The sequence below is a fragment of the Pedobacter sp. UYP30 genome (assembly GCF_040547165.1).
Classification (GTDB): Bacteria; Bacteroidota; Bacteroidia; order Sphingobacteriales; family Sphingobacteriaceae; genus Pedobacter.
Map to the genome: position 1 here is coordinate 93,043 of NZ_JBEPPD010000009.1, position 21,995 is coordinate 115,037.

Consider the following 21,995-nt stretch of genomic DNA (forward strand, 5'->3'; position numbering starts at 1 on the left):
TGCTATTTTAAGTTTTCATTTAGAAATACCTCTAAAGATTTGTACAATTCGGTTCTGGCTTTCTGTTTAACAATTGGGTTTTGCCCATCTTCTTTTTCTACATAGGTTACAGGCACGTCTCGTTTTTTAAGCTCTTTGATAAACTGTATGCCTTCTGCCACATTTACCTCTGGATCGTTGGGGTTTTGGGCAATAAATACAGGTCTTTCAAATTCATCTGCATGGAAAACAGGTGATGCCATCCGCAAGTTGTCTGAATCTGTAATGGGGTTGCCAATAACTTCGTAATACATTTGAAGATACGATTTAAAGTATGGCGGAATAGATTTTAAATAGCTAAATAAATTAATTACCCCAGAGTTAGACCCTCCGCAACGGTACAGTTTTGGGTTTTTATATAAGCAATTTAGTGCCAAATAGCCGCCAAGGCCATTACCGTAAATGGCAATACGATTTGGGTTAGCAATTTTTTGCGTAATTAACCACTTAACGCCGTCGTTAACATCGCTTTGTATCTTTCCATTCCATTCTTTAAAACCTGCAGAATAGAATGCTTTTCCATACCCAGAAGAACCTCTGTAGTTAATCTGTAAAACTGCATAGCCGCGATTGGCCAAAAACTGTACCTCGGCATTGTAGCCCCAACTACTTCTGCCCCTCGGTCCATCGTGCGGCAGCACCACAACTGGTAAATTGGTAACTCTTTCTTTTTTTGGTAATGTAAGGTAGCCATGTATCGTCAACCCATCGGCAGCCTTAAAACTGATGGGCTTCATTGCACTCATATTTTCCTCCTTGATAGATGGATTAATATCGGCAAGTTTTTTTAGGTTGTTATCGCTAGATGTATAGAGGTAATAAGAGCCCGGGTTTCTATCGGTAAATGTCCTAATTATAAAAACACGGTCATCGTCATCTTTATCTATAATCCTCCACTCAGTGCCGGGCAAAAGCTTATCTATTTTTGCATTTGCCAAGTGGGTACTATCATCAAGATAGAACTTTTCCTTTCGCCAAGTTTCGCAGGTTACAAACAAGATTTTCCCTTTTTTTTGCGAATATTTTGCGTTAATTACGTCTAAACTGTCGTTTGCAAAAAGCACGCTATCTTCTTTCCCGGTAGATAGATTTAACGTTACCAACGCATTCTTATCTCGGTTTACGTTAGAGATTGCGTAGATAACATTCGGTTGCTTTTCTGAAAATGCGATAGGCATTAAGTTGCTGTTGAAATTGTTGGTTGCCACCGATTTAAAAGGTTGACGTTCGTTTTCTCGAAACAGCAGCGTTTCGTTTACACCATCGCTGGCAATGGCCATTCTTAAAATGCCTTTGTTATCGGTCATCCAACGGGTAATATTGCCAGGATTTTTTGCCGCCATTTGCATTTTTCCGTCGCGCACATTTAACCGGTAAACATCAAAAACCGTAGAGTCTCTTTTGTTAGAAAGTACCACAATGTATTTGTTGTCTATCAATTGATCTTCTATTACCCGAAGGCTAGATTTTTTGCTCGCATTTAACAAAAACAGTTTTCCGCCGTTCTTATTTATCAAGAACAAATCAGATTTTCTATCTTTTCCGTTCTCCTCGGCATAAAAAATCAATTCGTTACTGCTTGTCCAAAAATAAAAACTAATGTCTTTGTCGGTTAAATTGGTAAGCTGTTTCTTTTGGCCTGTAGCAAGATTTTCTACAAAAAGTGCAGAGTTATTGTCTTTTAATTGCAAGTACGACAAGCTTTTTCCATCTGGAGATACGCGATAATACGCCTTGTCTCTCGACTTAAAAAAATTATCCACAGGTATGCGCTTCACAGTGATTTTACTCTTGCAACAGAAAAGCAATACCGATAAAACTATTATACCTAGTCCTTTTAACATAAACGCCTATTATACAAAAAACTATTTTGTTCTTCTAGCAACCTAATCTATAAAAAAAGTTTAACATGATATTAGGGACTCAATGTAGCATTTTAACTAACCAAATATGCACTATTTGAAGTAACATTTTTATAACCAAGAGCTATAACCTTTATCTTTTTTCTGAGTAAGACCACAGGGAAATTTTCGTTAGTTCTTTATGCCTATATTTAGAGCACTATTGCGTTGGTGTATGTCGAAATATTTTTTTGTATTCTTTTGCTTTTTTACAACGGTTGTTTCTGCTCAGGTTCTCGGTCAACGGCCTCAAATTTCAGATAGCAACAGCGGTTTGGCCATACAATATTATAGAGATGGGGAATTTGAAAAAGCAGCTGCCATTTTCGAGAAATTATTCGAAAAGCCGAACAACAACCTTTATTTCAACATTTATTTCAACACCCTGCTTAAATTAAAAAAATATAGTCAGGCAGAGGTGCTCATAAAAAAAGGCATTAAGGAAGACCCAACAAACGACGATTATGTAATTGCGCAGGGTAAAATTTACCAAGAAAAAGGCGATGAAAAAAATGCCGATAAGATTTTTTCAAAACTCATTAATCAATTGCCGAAAGACGAATTTAAGGTGCGGATTTTGGCCAATTCTTTTTATCAATACGGGAATTATGACGAAGCTGTAGAAACCTTTAAACGCGGCAGAGTGCTGTTAAACGATTCAAATGCTTTCACATTTGAGTTAATAAACCTGTATCGTTTTAGAAAAGATAAGCCTATGCTTATGCAAACCTATTTGGATGTATTAGCAACCATGCCAGAACTTTTGCCGCAGGCAGAAACCGTGCTTTCCAATACTTTTGACGATAACGCAGATTATGTAAATTTTCAAACAGGCATATTAAAAAAAATCCAAAAGCAACCAGATGCAACCGTTTATATAAAACTTTTAACCTGGAATTACATCCAGATGCAGCAATATGACATGGCACTTAGGCAGTTAATTGCTTTTGATAAACGAACAAAAGATGATGGTGCTACTTTGTTTAGCACCTTGCAAGTTTTTGCCAGCAACCGTGCTTTCGATAGCGCGATTAAAGGCTACGAATATTTGGTGGCAAAAGGCGAAGATAATCCTTATTTTCTTCCTGCCAAAGTAGAACTGTTAAACACCAAATATAATTTATTGCTAGAAGGCATAAAACCAGCTGAAGATGTAGGAAAGCTGGCCCAAGAATATGAAGACCTGTTAACCAAATATGGCAAGAATAAAAATACGCTTTTTGCCGCTCAAAAACTTGCGCAGCTAAACGCTTATTATTTAAACAATCCAAAGAAAGCACAGGTAATTTTAGAAGAAACTTTAAAAATACCTGGGTTGCCAGAAATGGTTATTGGCCAGCTAAAACTATCATTGGGAGATATTTACATTTTAACCAACCAGCCTTGGGATGCTTTTTTGGTTTATGAGCAGGTTGCAAAACAGTTTGAAGGTCAGCAAATTGCAAACGAGGCAAGTTTTAAAAGTGCAGAGCTTTCTTTCTATCAAAGAAATTTTGCCTATGCGCTATCACAATGCCAAGTGCTTAAAGCGGCAACTTCGCAACTTATTGCCAATGATGCGTTAAATTTAAGCCTACTAATTACAGATAACAATCAAGATCCTAAAGACAGCAGCGCCCTAAAGATGTACGCCGATGCAGAAATGCTAACTTTTAGAAAAAAAACTCAAGCAGCCATCCAAAAACTAGATAGCATTAACGTTGTTTATCCGCAAAACAGTTTGGCAGATGCTGTACTGATGAGCAAAGCTAAAATTTACATCAGCAAAGCTGATTATTCCCGGGCGGCAGAAACTTTAATAAGTTTGGCAACTCTATACAAAGATGGAATCTTTACCGATGATGCCTTGTTTATGCTCGGCGATTTGTATGAGACCAAGCTACACGATAAAGAAAAGGCAAAAACGTATTTCGAAAAATTGATTACAGATTATTCTGGTAGCATGTTTGTAGGCGATGCCCGAAAACGTTTTAGGGCGCTAAGAGGTAACGATGGCGTTTAGCTAGAAAAACTGCAAAAGAATGTTGGGCTTTCGCTAACTTTGCCGCATGCTTTTATACAACGTTACGTTAATTTTAGAGGAATCTATCGCCAATGAATGGTTAGATTGGATGCAAAAAACCCATATTCCGGCGGTTATGGATACAGAAAAATTTCTATCGCATAGGTTGTTGCGGGTAGTGGATTCTCCAAATGAGGGCGTTACCTATTGTACGCAATATGTGGCAGAGAGCGATGAAAAATACAAGGAATATCTAGCAGAATTTGCTCCCGCTTTACAACATGAACTTGATACAAAGTTTGCAAATAAATTTGTGGCTTACCGCACGGTAATGGAGATTGTAGGCTAAACCTCAGTCTCAATCCGGATTTATTTTTTTATTGTCCTTATGCCTTGTTGCATCTCGGATTGTTTTCTTCTCTAGGTTTTTGTGAAATGCACCGGTTAAATCTATTCCGGTTTGGTTTGCCAAACAAATCAACACAAAAAGCACATCCGCCATTTCATCGGCTAAGTTTATTTCTTCGTCGCTTTTTTTGTAAGATTGTTCGCCATATTTTCTAGCGATAATTCGAGCAACTTCGCCCACTTCTTCCATCAAAATTGCGGTGTTGGTTAATTCGTTAAAATAGCGAACGCCGGTCGTTTTTATCCAATTATCTACTGTTTGCTGGGCTTCCTCAATGGTCATGTTGTCTTTCTTTAATTTCTGCTTTTATTATAGTGGTCACGTCTTTACTGGCGCCTTCCAATAAAAAAACGCTTGCACCTTTTTCTCGGGCATAAGGATTGGTAACTTCTCCAATCTTGTTAATTTTTCTAAAAAAAGGCCTTTCCCCCTTTCGCTGGGAATCTTCGTCGTACGGTCCGAAAATTAGAATGACGTCTTTTATTGGCTTATCCATTTTAAACCAGTTTAAATAATCGGCATTATAAGTTACCGCATTAATGTTTTTAAAACGAGAATAATAATTAATCGCGCCAGCTTCGCCATAATTATCTGCCCGAACCAACAGACTAGATTTATCTTTAACCTTTGCATAAGCGATGTCTGTTAAATGTGCCAGTTCTTTCCAACCCAGCATATCTGCAAAATCTTGGGGTAAATCATGTTGCAAACCATCTTCCCACCTCAGCGCGCCCACTTCGCTAAAGATTTTATGCTTTTGAACAATCCTTTTCGGACTTAAAAACGGATAAGAAACCCTTAGTATGAGCAAAAAAAGTATTATTGGAATAACCAAGGTAGATACCTTTATGTACCGCTGAGAGGATTTCTGCAGTACCCCCCCAAAATAAGCACAGCCAGCGGCAATAATTACTGGGTACAGCCCTACAGCGTAATAACTTTTAGCCCGAAAATAGGTGAACAGGAAAAGCGAAAAAGCAAATCCAATAACGATCCAACGGAAATTTTGAAAGGGCTTATAAAACATCAGCGAAAGCAAACCAGCAACCACAATAAAAATAATGTTTATATAGTAAAGCATTTGGTCTTTTAGAAAATCAATGCGGTTGATTTTATCCAATTGTGTTTTCGCCAGCTCTTTCATGTGGCCAACCACCGGAAAATTATGGTTATACTGCCACAGCAAGTTTGGCAACATAATGATCAAAGCAACTAAAACGGCAAGGTAGAAGTGTTTGTTTTTAAAAATTGTTCTCTGTTGCGAGATGATGAAGGCTGGTGCAAGCCCTGCTGCTAAAAACAAAATGTTGTATTTGTTTAAAAACCCTATTCCAAATGCAATTGCCGCAGCATATAAAAAGCCGATTTTTTTTGTGTTGATGTATTTTATTAGGAAAAAATAAAGGGCAGTCCAGCTCAGTATGTCAAATGCATTGGGTTGAAAAAGTAAATCTAAACGCCCAATGGTAGAGCAAATTAAGGCAATAGCCGATAAGCTTTTTGCATATAAATTACCTTTAAACTCTTCTACAATTTTCCAAGTAAACACGATTGTTGCCGCACCTATTGCGGCAGAAACCAAACGAATAACCGCTTCGCTTTTTCCCAAAAACGTAATCAGCAATGCAAAAATAGAAGTTACTGGCGGCACCGATTGAAAGCCCCAAGCCAAATGTTTGGCTTGATCTAAATGTAAAAACTCATCTCTATGCAGTTCGTAAATCGGGTTAACCAGCAAAAAAGGTAAGACCAGTTTTAAAGCGATGAAAAATAAAAGTAAAGCCGAACTCGCTTTCGAGTAATCGTTTCTTCCTATAAAAGAATTAGCCGCGCGCATATCTATAGTTTTATTGGTCTAAGTGCTGTTTTAGTTTTGCGGTGTGTATAGGTTACTCCTTGTTCTTTGTATCAATTAATATCGTTACAGGGCCGTCGTTCAATAAACTTATTTTCATATCGGCACCAAAAATTCCGGTTTCTACTTTTTTATTTAGCAAAGCTGATAATTTTAAAATCATTTGTTCATACAATGGAATGGCAATTTCTGGTTTTGCTGCTCTGTTAAATCCAGGTCTGTTTCCCTTTTTTGTAGCAGCAAACAGCGTAAACTGACTGATCAGCAGAATATTTCCATCAACATCTGTTAAGGCTTTGTTCATCAATCCGTTTTCATCGCTAAAAACTCTAAGTCCAACAATCTTTTGGGCCAACCAATCTAAATCTTCTTTTCCATCTGCATCTTCTATGCCTAAGAGCACCAGAAAACCAGTTGATATATTTCCTGTAATCTGACCATCTACTTTGCAACTTGCTTCTGTTACTCGTTGTATTACCGCCCTCATTTGCTTTACATTTTATACCGCAAGTTAGTTATTTACAACGTTTGGTAAACGAACGAAAAAAATTTTCAGTAAAATTGTAGCATGAATTCCAACTCATCCACCCGTTTAAATAAGTTTATCAGCGAGAGCGGATTGTGTTCTCGACGAGAGGCAGATCGATTTATAGAAAAAGGTAACGTATTCATCAACGGAAAGCGCGCAAATGTGGGCGATCAGGTTTTGGCCGGCGATCGTGTAATGGTAAATGGACACACCATCGAGCCCAAAAAAGAAGATGCTTTTGTACTGATAGCCTTTAACAAACCGGTAGGAATTACCAGCACCACAGAAAAAAATGTACCAGCAAACATTGTAGATTACGTAAATTACAGCGAACGTATTTTCCCAATTGGCAGGTTGGATAAAGATTCTTCTGGACTCATTTTTTTAACCAACAACGGCGATATTGTTAACAAAATATTAAGGGCTGGCAACAAACACGAAAAGGAATATGTGGTTACGGTAAATAAAGCCCTTACCGAAGATTTTATTGTAGAAATGGCAGCTGGTGTGCCAATTTTGGGCGTAAATACACGTAAGTGTCAGGTTAGGCAGATAAGCACAAATGTTTTTAGCATCATTTTGGTTCAGGGATTAAATAGGCAAGTACGCAGAATGTGCGAGCATTTTGGTTATGAGGTGATCAGATTAGAACGCACTCGCATCATGAATATCACGTTGAAAGGCATTCCGCCCGGCGAGTTTAGAGAACTTGCCGAGGATGAAATGATCACATTGATGGAAAGCGTAGAAAAATCTTCATCGCAGGGAACTGCAAAGCCAAAAAACACAAAGAAAAAAACCGAAAATTGGGAAAAAGATACGGACGCAAGGGCGGATGTCCCAAAAAAATCTTTCAGCAAACCAAAAGCTTCGCATAAGGCAACGGGGAAAAAGCCATCGTTTAAGGCAAGTACAAAATCTAGTAGCAAACCGAATGGTAAATCAGATCCTGCACCCGCCAAAAAGAAAACACTTAAAGGCAAAAGAACAACAAAAGCGACTCATTTACGACGAAACAGCTGATGATACCGCTCGAACGACCGAGTTTCTAAAATAGGATAAAATTCAGAGATTTTAGTTTTTTACAGGTCTTTTTACCGCTAAGTTTCGTAGAGTTTTAAACTCAGAGTTTCGTAGAGTTTTTTCACGGAAAAAACAGAGCCGCTAGTGAATAATAGAGGAATACTTTTTTTCCGCGCGACTCCGGATATTTTCATATCTAACTCTTTTTTCAAATTTTTTAAACGAAATTTTCAAAAGCTTTTAGGGATGACGAGGATTAAGTCTCACTTTTAAAGAATTTAATTCTCGTCGTAACTCTGCGCTTTTTCTCTGTGCAACTCGGCAGCAACTTCCCGACCTGCTTGTGGGCAATTCCTATATAAACATTAACGTGTAGGATTCATTAGGCCTCCATTGCTATTTTGTATAAATTACACCCTTTCGTTTATTACCCGCTTAATTCCTGAGCTTAATAAGGGAACATTAAAATTAATAATCAAACCCAATTTAAATTTGCCCAACCTCAAATAAGTTAACATTTGCGACAAATGTACAGCATTTAGCCTTTCGACACATTTCAACTCAATCACCAATTTATTTTCCACTTATAAATCTAACCTATACCCGCAATCTAAGTACACTTCCTCAAAAATCAACGGCATTGGCTTTTGTTTTTCTTCAAATAAACCAGCTTTCTTGATTTTGTAAAATAAACATTCTTGATAAGCACTTTCTAAAAGTCCCGGACCCAAACCACGATGGACTTCTATAGCAAGCCCAATAACTTCGCCTGTCAATTCATTTTCCGACATCTTAAACTTATATGATGAGTTTTGTTATGTTCAATCTAATCTACACTTTTATCAGTGGAAATTCAATTATAGTAAGAATCCAAATCTTATCTCTCCAAAGCAATGGATTGCTACCGTCTTTTCTCTCGTCCTGTTTTTTCCGTACCTTTGCACTTTCTGCGTTAAGCATTTAACGCTAAACACAATAACATGCAGTCCACAAAAAAAATAGATATTCGTTCATTAACCTTGCCTCAATTAAAAGAGCATTTGGTTGCATTAAAGCAACCTTCTTTTAGGGCAAAACAAATCTATCAATGGTTGTGGGAAAAATCTGCCATAACCTTTGAGGAAATGAGCAATCTTTCGAAGGAGTTGCGCCAAACCTTAAATGAGAAATTTGTCATCAATGCTGTTACGGTTAGCAACTCGCAGGTTAGTAATGACGATACCATAAAAAATGCCTTCCGATTAGCAGATGGCAACATAGTAGAAGGTGTTTTAATTCCTTTGGATGAGCGCATGACCGCCTGCGTAAGCTCTCAAGTAGGTTGCAGTTTGAGTTGTAAATTTTGTGCAACCGGCTACATGGAACGAAAAAGAAATCTAACTGCAGATGAAATTTACGACCAGGTAGTTTTAATTGATAAGCAAGCAAAAGAAAATTATAAGACCCCACTAACCAACATTGTGTATATGGGCATGGGCGAGCCACTTCTAAACTATGCAAATGTGTTAAAATCTATAGAGCGCATCACTGCGCCAGATGGTTTGAACATGAGTTATAAACGCATTACTGTTTCTACGGCTGGCATAGCAAAAATGATTAAAAAGCTAGCAGACGACGGAGCAAAGTTTAACCTCGCCCTTTCTCTACATGCAGCAGATGATAAAAAGCGAAATGAAATTATGCCGATTAACGAGGCTAACACCTTGGCCGCATTGGCAGACGCGTTAAAGTATTATTTCGCAAAAACCAAAAATTCTGTTACTTACGAATATATTGTTTTTAACCACTTTAACGATGAACTTGAAGATGCCGCCGACCTTGCGAAATTCTGCAAGCACATTCCATGTAAAGTAAATTTAATAGAATACAACCCCATTTCTTTTGCTGACTATACCAATGCCGAAGGAGATAAGATTGATGCTTTTGCAAACTATCTTAAAAATCAAGGGATAAACACCAACATTAGGCGCAGTAGAGGAAAAGATATTGATGCGGCCTGTGGGCAATTGGCGATTAAACAGTAGATTTGATTTACGATTTACGATTTACGAATTACGATTGTTTGGTGCGTAGACCATTCCGAATTTCATTCATCTAAAGAAATGGGCGGTAAATTATTGGTTGCCGGTTACGAGCGGCAAGTAGGTGGTCTAAAATTAAACTTTTAAAAGGCTGCTAGATGTGCGATACAAGTAGCCGATATGACTTTCAACCATTAACCGTTAACAATTTTCGGGCAACTTGAGTTTTAACTGTCAACCTTCTCACCCTCAACCTCGGTCTTAGTCTTAACCTCAGTCTCCGCCTCAACCTCTCTCCACAGTCTGCCATCATGGCACGTCTCTTTTGTTCGCTTTACACGTTAATGCACTTAATTGACAGTTTGGAGAAAATTTGTCAATACATAGCCATTGGCATAAAAAATGTGCAATGCTACGTGTTAAAAAATATTTATCAAATTAAAAACTTAAAATAATTATGTCGTTAAATCTTAAACCAATTGCTGGCACAGCAAATAGGGTAATTGTAGAGCCGGCAGCGGCTGAGGAAAAAACTGCTTCAGGCCTTTATATCCCCGATACAGCTAAAGAAAAACCATCAAGAGGTACTGTAATGTCGGTATCTGATGAAGATGCTGAAGGTAAAAAACCATCTGTAAAAGTTGGCGATGTAGTATTGTACGGAAAATATGGCGGTACTGAACTTCCTATTGATGGTAAGGATTATTTAATTATGCGCGAGACAGATATCTACGCAATAGTTGGATAATGGAAAGCTTAAAGCGAAAAGACTGAAGCTGAAAGACCAAAGCAAAAAGTTAAAAGCCGAAAGTGAAAAATAAAATATATCATTTAATAATAAGATATGTTTCGATGTAGAGACTTTTGTCTCATATCTCAATACTCATATCTCAAATCTATAAAAAATGTCAAAACAAGTAAAATACAACGTAGAAGCACGCGATGCCTTGAAAAGAGGTGTTGATATTCTTGCAAATGCCGTAAAGGTAACTTTAGGTCCAAAGGGGCGTAACGTAATTATAGATAAGAAATTCGGATCGCCAGTTATAACTAAAGATGGTGTAACGGTTGCCAAAGAAATTGAATTAAAAGACGCCATTGAGAACATGGGCGCTCAAATGGTTAAAGAAGTTGCTTCTAAAACCGCAGATATTGCAGGTGATGGAACAACAACTGCTACTGTGTTGGCACAGGCAATTATTACTACAGGTATTAAAAACGTGGCTGCAGGCGCAAATCCAATGGATTTGAAACGCGGAATTGATAAAGCAGTTAAAGCTGTGGTTCAAAGCCTTCAATCGCAGTCGCAAACTGTTGGTGAAGACATCAACAAAATTAAGCAAGTAGCATCTATCTCTGCCAATAACGATGATTTAATTGGATCATTGATTGCAGAAGCAATGGGTAAAGTGGGTAAAGATGGCGTAATTACTGTTGAAGAAGCAAAAGGTACCGAAACTGAAGTAAAAACAGTAGAAGGTATGCAATTCGACAGAGGTTATCTATCTCCTTATTTTGTTACCAATGCAGACAAAATGGAAGCAGAGTTAGAAACTCCTTACATTTTAATCTATGATAAGAAGATAAGCAACATGAAAGAATTGTTGCCTGTTTTAGAAAAAACTGTACAAACTGGTAAACCGTTGGTTATCATTTCTGAAGATTTAGACGGCGAAGCGTTAGCTACTTTGGTAGTAAACAAAATTCGTGGTTCTTTGAAAGTTGTTGCAGTTAAAGCACCAGGTTTTGGAGATAGAAGAAAAGCTATGTTAGAAGACATCGCTATTTTAACTGGCGGAATTGTAGTATCAGAAGAAAGAGGCTACAAATTAGAAAACGCTGACTTAACTTACTTAGGTACTGCAGAAAAAGTAGTTGTTGATAAAGACAATACAACCATAATTAACGGAGCTGGTAATAGCGAAGATATTAAATCTCGCGTTAGCCAAATTAAAGCTCAAATAGAAACCACAACTTCAGATTACGATAAAGAAAAATTGCAAGAGCGTTTGGCTAAATTGGCTGGCGGTGTTGCTGTGCTTTACGTAGGTGCTGCAAGTGAGGTTGAAATGAAAGAGAAGAAAGACCGTGTTGATGATGCTTTACACGCAACTCGTGCTGCTGTAGAAGAAGGTATTGTTGCAGGTGGTGGTGTAGCTTTTATCCGTGCGGTAGAAGCTTTGGCTAATCTTAAAGGAGAGAACGAAGATGAGAATACCGGTATTCAAATTATCCGTAGAGCGATAGAAGAGCCATTACGTCAAATTTGCGAAAACGCAGGTGTAGAAGGTTCCATTGTAGTTCAACGAGTTAAAGAAGGAAAAGAAGATTTCGGTTACAATGCGCGTACTGACGTGTACGAGAATTTAATTGGAGCTGGAGTTATCGATCCTACTAAAGTAAGTAGAGTAGCCTTAGAAAATGCAGCTTCTATTGCGGCCATGTTGTTAACTACAGAAGTAGTTTTAGCAGATGAGCCAGAAGAAGGCGGTGCAGCAATGCCTCCAATGGGCGGTGGCGGTATGGGCGGCATGATGTAAGTTAGCTCATAGCATTTAATTTCGTGTAAAAACGACCATTGAAACGTATGTTTTGATGGTCGTTTTTTTTTTTAACAAAATGATAGACAGTAATTTACGAATGGTAGGCAAAAAAGGGGTAGGATTTCGTGTAAATTTTTAAAAATGGCTTGTGCTTTTATTTAAATTTCATAGATATTTTGCAACTAACGAACTTATCGAAGAAAGTTTTATCAAACATTTAGAGAATATATATTGCCTTTAATAGGCCAAAATTATCTTTTTAGGTTTAAAGAGCTTCTTCGTACATTGACTGACATAAATAGATGACGTGGATATTCGGAAAGCTCTTCAGGATTGTTTTTCTATCAACAATCCTTTTATTTTTTAGTATTGAAGGTTTTTCGCAGCTTACTATCGGGCCTGTTGATGCAGGACCTTATACGCCTGGTGGTACCATAGCGGCAACATTTAAGATACTTAGTGGAAGCTGCATTAAACAAACAAATCAATTTCAACTTTTCCTTTCGGATGCCTCTGGTAGCTTCGCATCTGAAAAACTTATAGGGAACTACGATAGTTTTTATTCAACGTATATAAACGGGATAATTCCAGTAGGAACCCCAAGTGGTACAGGTTACAAATTGAGGATAAAATCAACCTTACCTGCTATAGTATCAGTAGAATCATCTCCTTTCGAAATAAAATTAGGTGCTGCCGTGCAGGCAAAAATTACGTCCAACTACCTTAATTCTAACAACAAGGAAACATTTGGTACTTGCCAAACAAAACCAAATAATACCTTTATATTAACCAACCAGTCTACGCCAACTTCATTGGTTAATTCTACCATAAAAGACGAGCTTAATAACACGCAAGTAGCCTTTCCATTTCCTACAGAAAACCAGAGCTTTACAGCAGATTTAACACACTATACCATTTTTGTAAAGGCTACCATGCCCAACGGCACAGTAGGAACGAAAGCATATCTGCTTATAAACAATAAAACCACCACGGTTTTTGGTACATCGGGCTCAAATACAATTTGTTTGCCAGATAATTTGGAATTTCCGGTGGATACCTCATTTCCAAATGGCATCGGAGCTAACTTTCCTGGTAATCTCTACACGGTAGATTGGGGAGACAATACCACGTCAATACTTACCATTTGTGAAATTATTTCGAACAATAGCATCCTCAAACATCAGTACACAAAATCGTCTTGCGGTAATGTAATCATCACTTCTAACGGATCTGTGTACAATGTATTTGGTATTAATATAAACTTAAAGAACAAGTTTTGCGGCAATATCGGCACACCAGTTTCAACTACAGCAAAAGTGGTACGCCGACCTGACAACTCATTTGTAAATAAGTCGCCAAATTGTGCCAATGTAAATGTGTTGTTTCAAAATACATCAGATCCGGGGCAAAATCCAAACACAAATAGTGCTGGCTGTGTAGATAACGATGCCACCTATAATTGGTACGTTGATGGGGTTTTAATAAAAGCGAACCAACCAAAGAGTTATAATTTCGAATATACCTTCCCTAAACACGGCCTTTATACCGTAAAATTAGAATCCACTTCCAATGGCGCCTGCGACGCTGATCCAGAAGAACATCAAATATGCATACAAGACCTTCCAAAACCTGTATTTACATTGCCTAAAACCAGCTTTTGTGCTCCTTCTACGTTAATACCAGTAGATAAATCCATCATAGACAACGTTTGCACGGATGCCAACACCTACAATTGGGTGGTTACGCCCGCTGTATCAACCATTAATGGAACAACGTTGCAAAGCAAACAACCAGAATTTAGTTTTACCCAACCTGGGGTTTATCAATTTATATTGCAAATTACCACACCAAGTTGTGGGTTGGTTTCGTCAGCACCGCAAACAGTAGTGGTAAATACCAATCCTACAGCAAAATTATCGCCAGACATAACGCTGTGTAATTTGGTTTCTTACGATTTTAACAATACAACTACTGGCCCAACAAAAACACTTTTGACGGGAACTCCCAATCCTGAGGCAGATACCTATACTTGGACGGTTACTGGCGGTGCTTACAGCTTTACCACAGGCGATGCCCACTCGCAATATCCATCTATAAAATTTGACGACTTTGCCACATATACGGTAAAGGTGGTACACAAGAATGGTTGTGGGATGGTGCCTGCCTCTCAAATACTAACCTTCCAAAAAGCACCAAAAGTTGATGCTGGGCCCGACCAGAGTATCTGCTTTACCGAAAACAGTTTTAGCTTAGATGCTAAAATATCAGATAATACGGTTGCCCATGTTTGGGTGGGAGGAAATGGCGTTTTCTCTCCTGATCGGAATGCACTAAATGCCACTTACACACCCACTGCACAAGAGCGCGCTGCTGGAACGGTAGCACTTATTCTAAGAGCAACAACGGCTTTAGCTGCTCCATGCAGAACCATAGATGACGAAATTACACTTATTATAAAGCCAAAGTTAGATCTTACTAGCCTGGCAACACTAAGCATTTGTACAAACGAAACTTTAAATTACGAGCCAACAAATAATGTCGCGGGAACCGTTTTTTCTTGGACAGCAACAGGATCTACAAACGCTGCGGGATTTTCTGCAAGCGGCTCGGGTTTGATAAGCGACCAGCTCAGTAATACAGATCCAATTAATAATGCGCAGGTAACTTATACCATCATTCCGAAATACGATGGCTGTGAAGGAACTCCATTTAAACTGGTGGTGACTGTCAGTCCGCGGCCAATTGTTACGGCCACCGCTGCAGAACCTACTATTTGCAGCAACACGAACACAAACATTACACTATCTTCTAATTTGGCAAATACCACCTATACCTATACAAGCACGGTTAGTGGAAGTGTAACAGGCAATACAACTCGAACCGTTCCTAGCACAGTTGCATTTATTAAGGATAAGCTTGTAAATACTGGGAGCAGCAATGCTACCGTAACCTACACCATTGTTCCATCGGTTGCTGGCAAATGCCCAGCAGCGGCTGTTACTAAGGTTATTACTGTTTACCCTGCTGTTCCAATTGCAAATGCAGGAAAAGACATGAGTTTGTGCAGTGGAGATGGTATCCAACTTTCGGGCAACGAACCTGGGGTGGGTACAGGTACATGGACGTTAGAATCGGGTCAAAGTGGGGTGGCCATTGCAAATCCTCGCTTGTTCAATACAGCGGTAACAGGTTTAATACCCGGACAAACTTATACGTTTAAATGGACAATTATAGGTGCAGCTCCTTGCTCTGAAAGTTTCGATGAGGTTAAGATAACTTTTTTTCCTCCCGTTACCAATACTATCTCTAGCGCCGACATCCTCATCTGCAATGGTACAATGGCAACAATCTTGGGCGATGTTCCGACTGGAGGTGCAGGCGGGCCTTTTACTTTTTCGTGGGAAGAGAGCATAGACAATGGCGGCACATGGAATATCATATCTGGCCAAAAAAGTAAAGACCTAACCATAAACCTAAGTCAAAGCACACAAATTAGGCGTTTGGTAAACAGCAGTATTTGTACCTCGTTTAGTAATGTAATAGATGTTAAAGTTAGACCTCCGCTGGATAATAATATTATTTCTGCTAATCAAGAAGTGTGTTTCGATAAACCATTAAGTCCGCTGCAAGGCAGCATTCCAACAGGCGGAGATGGAAATTATGGTTATCAGTGGCAAAAAAGCACAGATCAGGGAGCTACTTGGGTTGACATTGCATCTGCAAAAAATCAGTATTTAGATATTTTAGGAACCGCCATAAACACTTGGTTTCGGCGGTTGGTAACTAGTGCAGCTTGCGGTGCGGCCGAGAGTTTGAGTAATGTTGTAAAAATTACAATCATACAACCAGCTAAAGCAGAATTTACTTTTGGAACTGCGAAAGGCTGTAGCCCATTTCTATTAGAGGCAATGAACATTAAAGCCAACAGTTATCCCAGCAATGACATTTACACATGGTACGCTGACGATGTTGTGATTGGAACAGGTTTAGCTTTCCCAGGCTATACCATTACCGGCGGGAATAGAACCGTAACCATCAAGCTGGTAACCAGTAGCAAAAATGCATGTAACATAGATACCTTTGAGCAAATTTTTTCTACCTACGATGTTTTACAAGCAAGTTTTACACAAGATTTAACTGAGGGATGCGGCCCATTAAAAGTTACCTTTAAAAATACCTCTGCACCCTTAACCGATGCCACTTTTAAATGGGATTTTGGAAATGGGCAAAAGTCTACAGTTGCAGATCCGGGTACGATTGTTTTCGATGCAGACGCCACTGGAAAAGACACCACTTATACCATTACGTTAACGGCCTCAACCCCTTGTAACACCATCGTAAAAACAAGTACGGTAATGGTAAAAGCGAAGGCCATCGCCGTATTTTCTCCAGATCGTACATCTGCCTGTTCTCCGGCAACCATCAATTTTAGCAACACTTCGCCCGGCAATACAAACACTTACTACTTCGATTTTGGAGACGGTACAACTTCTGGGCCTATTACCGATAAGAGTTCGGTAAGCCATGTATACACCACCACAATGGTAAAGGATTATGTAGTTACCATGCGTGCAGAAAATAATTGCGGGTCAGCTAGCTCTTCGTACACCGTTACCATTTCTCCAAATACCATTGTGCCAGAATTGGTGGTAAACAGTAACGAAAAACAGGGCTGTGCGCCTTTAAGCGTAAACCTCTACAACAATACAAGTGGAGCAAACATCTTTACCTACACGTTTTTAAATAATACCACCGGAGAGAAAAGCACCACCGTTACCACTAAAGCGCCAGAGGTAGTTAACCATATTTTTACTACAGGTGGCAATTATACGGTAACACTTGTTGCAACCAACGGCTGTTCTACTGCAACCACCACAGAAACGATTACCGTTTACGATAAACCAGTCTTAAATTTTGCAGCAGATAAAACTGATGGATGTGATGGACTAAAAGTAACATTTAACAATACAGCAGAAGATGGAGTTGGTTATCTTTGGGATTTTGGCGATGGTCAAACCTCTACAGATAACTCACCCACACATGTTTATAATGGCGTAGGGAAAAGGTTTACCGTTACGTTAACGGCAACGAATCAACTCGGCTGTCCAACTACGGCAACGTTGCCAAACTACATAACGCTGGTTTCGCCGCCAGTAGCAGATTTTACTGTAAAACCAGGCAATTCCATAGCCATTCCAAATTATACCTTTTCTTTCTTTGATAACTCTTCAGAAGGGGCAGTATGGGAATGGGATTTTGGCGATGGCGTAACTTCCAAATTACAGAATCCCGTCCATTTATATCCCGACACAGGAACTTATCGAGTTAATTTAAAAGTGTACAATAAAGGTGGTTGCGCAAGTACTACCTATCAAACCGTACGCATTATTGGTGTTCCAGGATTTTTATACCTGCCAAATTCATTTATGCCCGGAAGTGCTAAAGAGGAATTGAGAACTTTTAAAGCCAAAGGCCGTGGCGTAGAACAATACAAACTGAGCATTTTCAATAAATGGGGTTTATTAATTTTCGAAACTTCTGACATTAGCGACGGCGCTCCATCTTTGGGTTGGGACGGAACATATAATGGAGTAGCGCAGCCACAAGGAGCGTATTTTTGGAAAGCCGAAGTAAAGTTTACCAATGGTTCGGCATGGAAAGGAATGACCTACAAAGGTGAGAAAGCAAGGAAAACAGGCGTAATATATTTAATTAGATAATGAAAAAGAAAACTCTACCCATCGTCTTTTTAATTTTGAGTTCGCTTTTTTGTAGCGCCCAAGATCAGATTTATTCACAATTTTACAACGCGCCACTCTATTTAAATCCTGCACTTACGGGCCAATTTGAAGGTAGCATTAGGTTTAATGCGTTATATAGAAATCAATGGACGGGCTTGGCTAGCGATTACTCTTACCTGCATGCCTCGGGCGACTTGAACTTTCCGGAAATTAGAAGTGGCTTTGGGTTAATGTTTAACCGCAGCAGCGAAGGAACTGCTTATTTGGTAAAAAACAACATTGCAGCAAGTTACGCCTATATTATTCCGGGCGATAATTTTACGCTTTCTTTTGGTTTACAGGGAGGCATTACCAATTTGAAATTAGATTGGAGTAAATTGGTTTTTGGAGACCAGATTGATGTTAACACTGGCTACAACCCAGGTTTAATATCTGGCGCTGAGCGCCCTAACGTAGACAGTCGGTTTTATTTTGATGCTGCGGCAGGTGCAAACTTAGTTTACGGAAAAGCAATGTTAGGCCTAGCTGCGCATCACATCAACCATCCAGATGAATCTTTAACAGGGATCAATACAAAATTGCCCATTCGACTTTCTGCCAACTTAGGCTATCAAATTGCCTTAATTCCAGATCAATATAATCGCGATGGCACTTATGTCATTCCTTCTGTGGTGGTTTATAAACAAGAAAATATAACCTCTTTTAGTGTAGGTGCTCAGTTCAAATATAAAGGAGTTAACGTTGGCGCTTGGTTTCGAAAAAATGGACTGTCGAATGGAAGCGATGCCGTGGTATTCTCTGCTATATTCGATATTTTTAGCAAGAACAAGAACGGAGAAAAGTTTCGCGTAGGGATCAGTCATGATGCAACCACCTCTAAACTAAACTATGCCAATACCGGCGGTACTACAGAGCTTGGCGTCAGCTATCAAAAATACTTTCCTGGAAGCGGCAACTATGGCGAATATAACGGCCTAAGGTGCTACGATTTTTATTAACTTTACCTTTGCATGAATAGTTTATTTGAACACGGTCAGTTTATTACGCAAAGCGAGGTTAACAAGTTTTTGCTTGCTATTTTATTGTGTGGATTAATTGGTGCAGAGCGAGAATACCATAGCAAATCTGCGGGTTTAAAAACCATGATTATGATTGGGCTTGGCGCAACTTTGTTTACCATCCTATCCGTAAAAATCGGTTTAAATAGTCACGACCGCATTGCATCTAACATCGTAACGGGGATAGGTTTTTTGGGAGCTGGGGTAATTTTTAAGGAAGACAATAAAGTTAATGGTTTAACAACTGCCTGTGTAATATGGATCGTTGCCGCAATTGGTATGGCCATTGGTGCTGGGTTTTTTCAGCAGGCATTTGGGGTTACCGTGGTTGTTTTGTTGGCCTTGTTTATTTTTCCATTTGTAGAAAACTTGATAGAAAGAAGGTTTACCAAGAGATTTTACCGCATCGTTAAAACTTACGAAAATGAAAGTTTAGACCATTATGAAGAAGACATCAAATCATCTAAACTAAAATTTAAAAGAGGAAAACAAGAGGTTGCAAACGGTAGAATAAGTGGGGTTTGGGTGGCTGTTGGTAGTCCGAAAAACCACAAGCGTTTTGTAGATAAAATGCTAAACGATAAAAAACTGATAGAGTTTGAATTTTAAGTAATGGAAATTCTAAATTAAAGATTAAAACTTATCGATTGAGTGTAGCGCACTTTAACCGGAATACCTCTCTGCTTTCCAGGAATCCATTTTTTAGAATTTTCTAAAACTCGTGTGGCTTCATCGTCTATGGAGGGATAAACTCTCTTGTAGATATGTATATCTGTAATGTTTCCCTTATTATCTATCACAAAATTAGCCGAAACTTTGCCCTGTATTACATTTTTTTGGGCATCAGCAGGATATCTTACAGATCGCCCAATATAACTATTCCAGGCATTTTCCCCACCGGGATATTCGGGCGCTTGCATTGCAATAGTGTATGGATATTTTATGCCATCCTTAATACTTTCGCCAGAAACCAACCTACTCGAGTCGTATATTTCGATAAACGAATTATCAGATTTTGAGAATTTCCCTGTCCATGTACCATTTTTAAATCCATTTATGTAGCTACCTTCTTGCACCAATTCGGCATCTCCTAATCCCTCAACTTCTTTAACATGGCCGTTCCCATTCTCAACATTAACCACACCATTTGAATCCGCATCATACATAACCTTTACGTTGCCCTCATTCATCAAGAAAAATGACTCAGCGTCCGTTCCTATCATTTGATTCTGAGGCGCTTTTACTGGCGCTATGTAATCGTTTTTTCTTTTAACCTTACCGTTTGAATAATAGGTTGTTGAAATTCCGAAAGGAAGACCATTGTTATAAGTCATATCCTGCACTTTCGCTCCTGTACTATCAAACTGCAAAATCAAGCCATCATAAACTAAAGATGGTTGGAAAGACTTCAAATAACCTTGCGTTTTTTTAACATCGTTTTTAAAATATTCTGTCAGCTTAAACCGCGTATCACCAGAATCGGGCGCTTCTATTATCCTCACAAAATCAGCTTTTGCTTTAATTTGAGTCTCTTTTCCGTCATTGGTAAAGAAATAAACATTTTGTCTTTTTTGTCCTTGAGCAAATTGAACAAATAACACACATATTATCGAGGAAAGAAGTATTTTCATGTAGCTTTAAATTTCAGCTAAATCTATAAATAAATGTATCGTATATCCAACTTTTTTTTAGTCTTCAAAAGCTGGCAATTTATAACCCAAAAACAGCAAATCTATTTTTTTGGTTTCTCTAAAATTTTTCAAAATGAAAACTCGTATTTTTACAAGAAAGATGTGGTTCTTCTAACTTAAAATTTACCCGCGGAAAACAAGAATTGGCAAATGGAAAAATTACTGGCGTTTGGATTGCCAGTCCTAAAAACCACAAACGATTTGTAGATAAAATGCTAAACCATAAAAAATTGGCAGAGTTTGATTTTTATGTGTCTTTAAAATTAATGCTTAAAATTAATTGGTTCACTATAGGAATATTCAAATGGAATGCCCCTGAATTTTGCAGGTTGCCATGTCGGACTATTATACAGAACGCGAGCTGCCTCTAAATCTAAAGATTTGTTTATAGAATTGTTTATCCAAACATTAGAAATTTTTCCGTCCACGCCTATTGTAAAACTGGGCGTTACAGAACCACTAATTAGTTGCCCGTTACTGTTTACAGGGTTTTTTTCGGCTTTAGAGATATAGCCTAACCAACCAATTCTCCCTCCCGGAAATTCAGCGCATTTTTTTATTATAGTGTATCTATACTTTTTACCCTCTTTTGTGGTCTCTCCTCCTAACATTTTACCGTTAGAATAGGTCTCTACAAAAGATTCATCTTTATTCGGATAATGTCCTAACCAAATGCCATTTTTATATCCGTCTTTATAATCTCCTTCTTCAATTTTTTGCTCGATACCGCTTTCGATTGTTTCACGAAAATGCCCGTTTCCATTCTCAACAAATACTTTTCCTGTGGAATCTCCTTCGAATAACCGTTTTTCCATTTTAAAATCGACTGAAAAATCGCCAATATTATTTTGAATGTCAGTTTTTGCATCCTGTGGCCTAGGGTATTCTGTTTTTCTTTTAACTTTTCCATTAGAATAGTAGGAGATAGATATCCTTGTGGATTCTCCAGCTTGGTAATTTTTAATTTCTTGTCGTGTTGCAGTGCCCGCTGCTTTAGTTTGAACTTCTTTGCCGTCTTTTTTTAATAAATACACCTTCTTGTTTTGCTGGGCTAACACAGATGAAGTTAAGCCAATAAGAATGAGAACTATACCATAAATTTTCATAACAGGAGGGGTTTTCTATAAAGCTACAAAAAAAGGGTGGGTTGTGGTATATTTGACTTTCTCAGTTAAAAGTTTAT

15 protein-coding genes and 1 pseudogene are annotated in these 21,995 nt (G+C 38.5%); 9 read left to right on the plus strand and 7 right to left on the minus strand.

All coding sequences use genetic code 11. The features are described from left to right. Window positions 1–2: 2 nt before the first annotated feature. The gene (locus ABIB40_RS11805; RefSeq protein ID WP_354359275.1) at window positions 3–1,883 is read right to left on the minus strand and encodes a S9 family peptidase; all 1,881 of its coding nucleotides are present in this window, start codon (window positions 1,881–1,883) and stop codon (window positions 3–5) included. Window positions 1,884–2,115: 232 nt separating this feature from the next. Here ABIB40_RS11805 and ABIB40_RS11810 point away from each other — a divergent pair, with 232 nt between their 5' ends. Together ABIB40_RS11810 and ABIB40_RS11815 are read left to right on the plus strand one after the other, a co-directional pair. Further along, the gene (locus tag ABIB40_RS11810; protein ID WP_354359277.1) at window positions 2,116–3,942 is read left to right on the plus strand and encodes a tetratricopeptide repeat protein; all 1,827 of its coding nucleotides are present in this window, start codon (window positions 2,116–2,118) and stop codon (window positions 3,940–3,942) included. Between the two features lie 46 nt (window positions 3,943–3,988). Then, the gene (locus ABIB40_RS11815; RefSeq protein ID WP_354359279.1) at window positions 3,989–4,291 is read left to right on the plus strand and encodes a DUF4286 family protein; all 303 of its coding nucleotides are present in this window, start codon (window positions 3,989–3,991) and stop codon (window positions 4,289–4,291) included. A 9-nt stretch (window positions 4,292–4,300) separates the two neighbouring features. On the opposite strand, the gene ABIB40_RS11820 is transcribed toward ABIB40_RS11815, so the two are convergent. Genes ABIB40_RS11820 through dtd form a run of 3 tightly spaced genes read right to left on the minus strand, consistent with a single transcriptional unit; the run spans window position 4,301 to window position 6,693 of the window. Further along, on the minus strand, window positions 4,301–4,633 hold the full coding sequence (locus ABIB40_RS11820) for a nucleotide pyrophosphohydrolase (RefSeq protein ID WP_354359281.1): 333 nt from the start codon (window positions 4,631–4,633) through the stop codon (window positions 4,301–4,303). Beyond that, window positions 4,623–6,188: a glycosyltransferase family 39 protein gene (locus tag ABIB40_RS11825; protein WP_354359283.1), complete on the minus strand. Its 1,566-nt coding sequence runs from the start codon at window positions 6,186–6,188 to the stop codon at window positions 4,623–4,625. Before ABIB40_RS11825 ends, ABIB40_RS11820 begins: the two co-directional genes overlap by 11 nt. A 52-nt stretch (window positions 6,189–6,240) precedes the next feature. Next, window positions 6,241–6,693, minus strand: a complete 453-nt coding sequence (gene dtd / locus ABIB40_RS11830) for a D-aminoacyl-tRNA deacylase (protein WP_354359285.1) — start codon at window positions 6,691–6,693, stop codon at window positions 6,241–6,243. An 81-nt stretch (window positions 6,694–6,774) separates the two neighbouring features. Here dtd and rluF point away from each other — a divergent pair, with 81 nt between their 5' ends. Then, window positions 6,775–7,758 (plus strand): 23S rRNA pseudouridine(2604) synthase RluF, encoded by a 984-nt coding sequence (rluF, locus tag ABIB40_RS11835; protein WP_354359287.1) that lies wholly within the window; start codon window positions 6,775–6,777, stop codon window positions 7,756–7,758. A gap of 410 nt (window positions 7,759–8,168) precedes the next feature. On the opposite strand, the pseudogene ABIB40_RS11840 reads toward rluF, so the two are convergent. Continuing rightward, window positions 8,169–8,549: pseudogene (locus tag ABIB40_RS11840) on the minus strand (GxxExxY protein). A 189-nt stretch (window positions 8,550–8,738) separates the two neighbouring features. Here ABIB40_RS11840 and rlmN point away from each other — a divergent pair. The 6 genes from rlmN to ABIB40_RS11870 all read left to right on the plus strand — a co-directional run bounded on the left by rlmN (window position 8,739) and on the right by ABIB40_RS11870 (window position 19,730). After that, entirely contained in the window at window positions 8,739–9,782 is a 1,044-nt protein-coding gene (gene rlmN / locus ABIB40_RS11845; protein ID WP_354359289.1) for a dual-specificity RNA methyltransferase RlmN, read from the plus strand. 454 nt (window positions 9,783–10,236) lie between these two features. After that, window positions 10,237–10,527, plus strand: a complete 291-nt coding sequence (locus ABIB40_RS11850; protein WP_354359291.1) for a co-chaperone GroES — start codon at window positions 10,237–10,239, stop codon at window positions 10,525–10,527. 157 nt (window positions 10,528–10,684) lie between these two features. Further along, window positions 10,685–12,319 (plus strand): chaperonin GroEL, encoded by a 1,635-nt coding sequence (gene groL / locus ABIB40_RS11855; protein WP_354359293.1) that lies wholly within the window; start codon window positions 10,685–10,687, stop codon window positions 12,317–12,319. A 305-nt stretch (window positions 12,320–12,624) separates the two neighbouring features. After that, window positions 12,625–18,042, plus strand: a complete 5,418-nt coding sequence (locus ABIB40_RS11860) for a PKD domain-containing protein (RefSeq protein WP_354359295.1) — start codon at window positions 12,625–12,627, stop codon at window positions 18,040–18,042. After that, on the plus strand, window positions 18,042–19,061 hold the full coding sequence (locus ABIB40_RS11865) for a PorP/SprF family type IX secretion system membrane protein (RefSeq protein ID WP_354359297.1): 1,020 nt from the start codon (window positions 18,042–18,044) through the stop codon (window positions 19,059–19,061). Before ABIB40_RS11860 ends, ABIB40_RS11865 begins: the two co-directional genes overlap by 1 nt. Before the next feature lie 12 nt (window positions 19,062–19,073). Beyond that, on the plus strand, window positions 19,074–19,730 hold the full coding sequence (locus ABIB40_RS11870; RefSeq protein ID WP_354359299.1) for an MgtC/SapB family protein: 657 nt from the start codon (window positions 19,074–19,076) through the stop codon (window positions 19,728–19,730). A gap of 17 nt (window positions 19,731–19,747) precedes the next feature. On the opposite strand, the gene ABIB40_RS11875 is transcribed toward ABIB40_RS11870, so the two are convergent. Continuing rightward, a complete protein-coding gene (locus tag ABIB40_RS11875; RefSeq protein ID WP_354359301.1) occupies window positions 19,748–20,752 on the minus strand; it encodes an energy transducer TonB in 1,005 nt (334 codons plus the stop codon). Window positions 20,753–21,075: 323 nt separating this feature from the next. Next, window positions 21,076–21,918: an energy transducer TonB gene (locus ABIB40_RS11880; protein WP_354359303.1), complete on the minus strand. Its 843-nt coding sequence runs from the start codon at window positions 21,916–21,918 to the stop codon at window positions 21,076–21,078. Window positions 21,919–21,995: the final 77 nt, after the last annotated feature.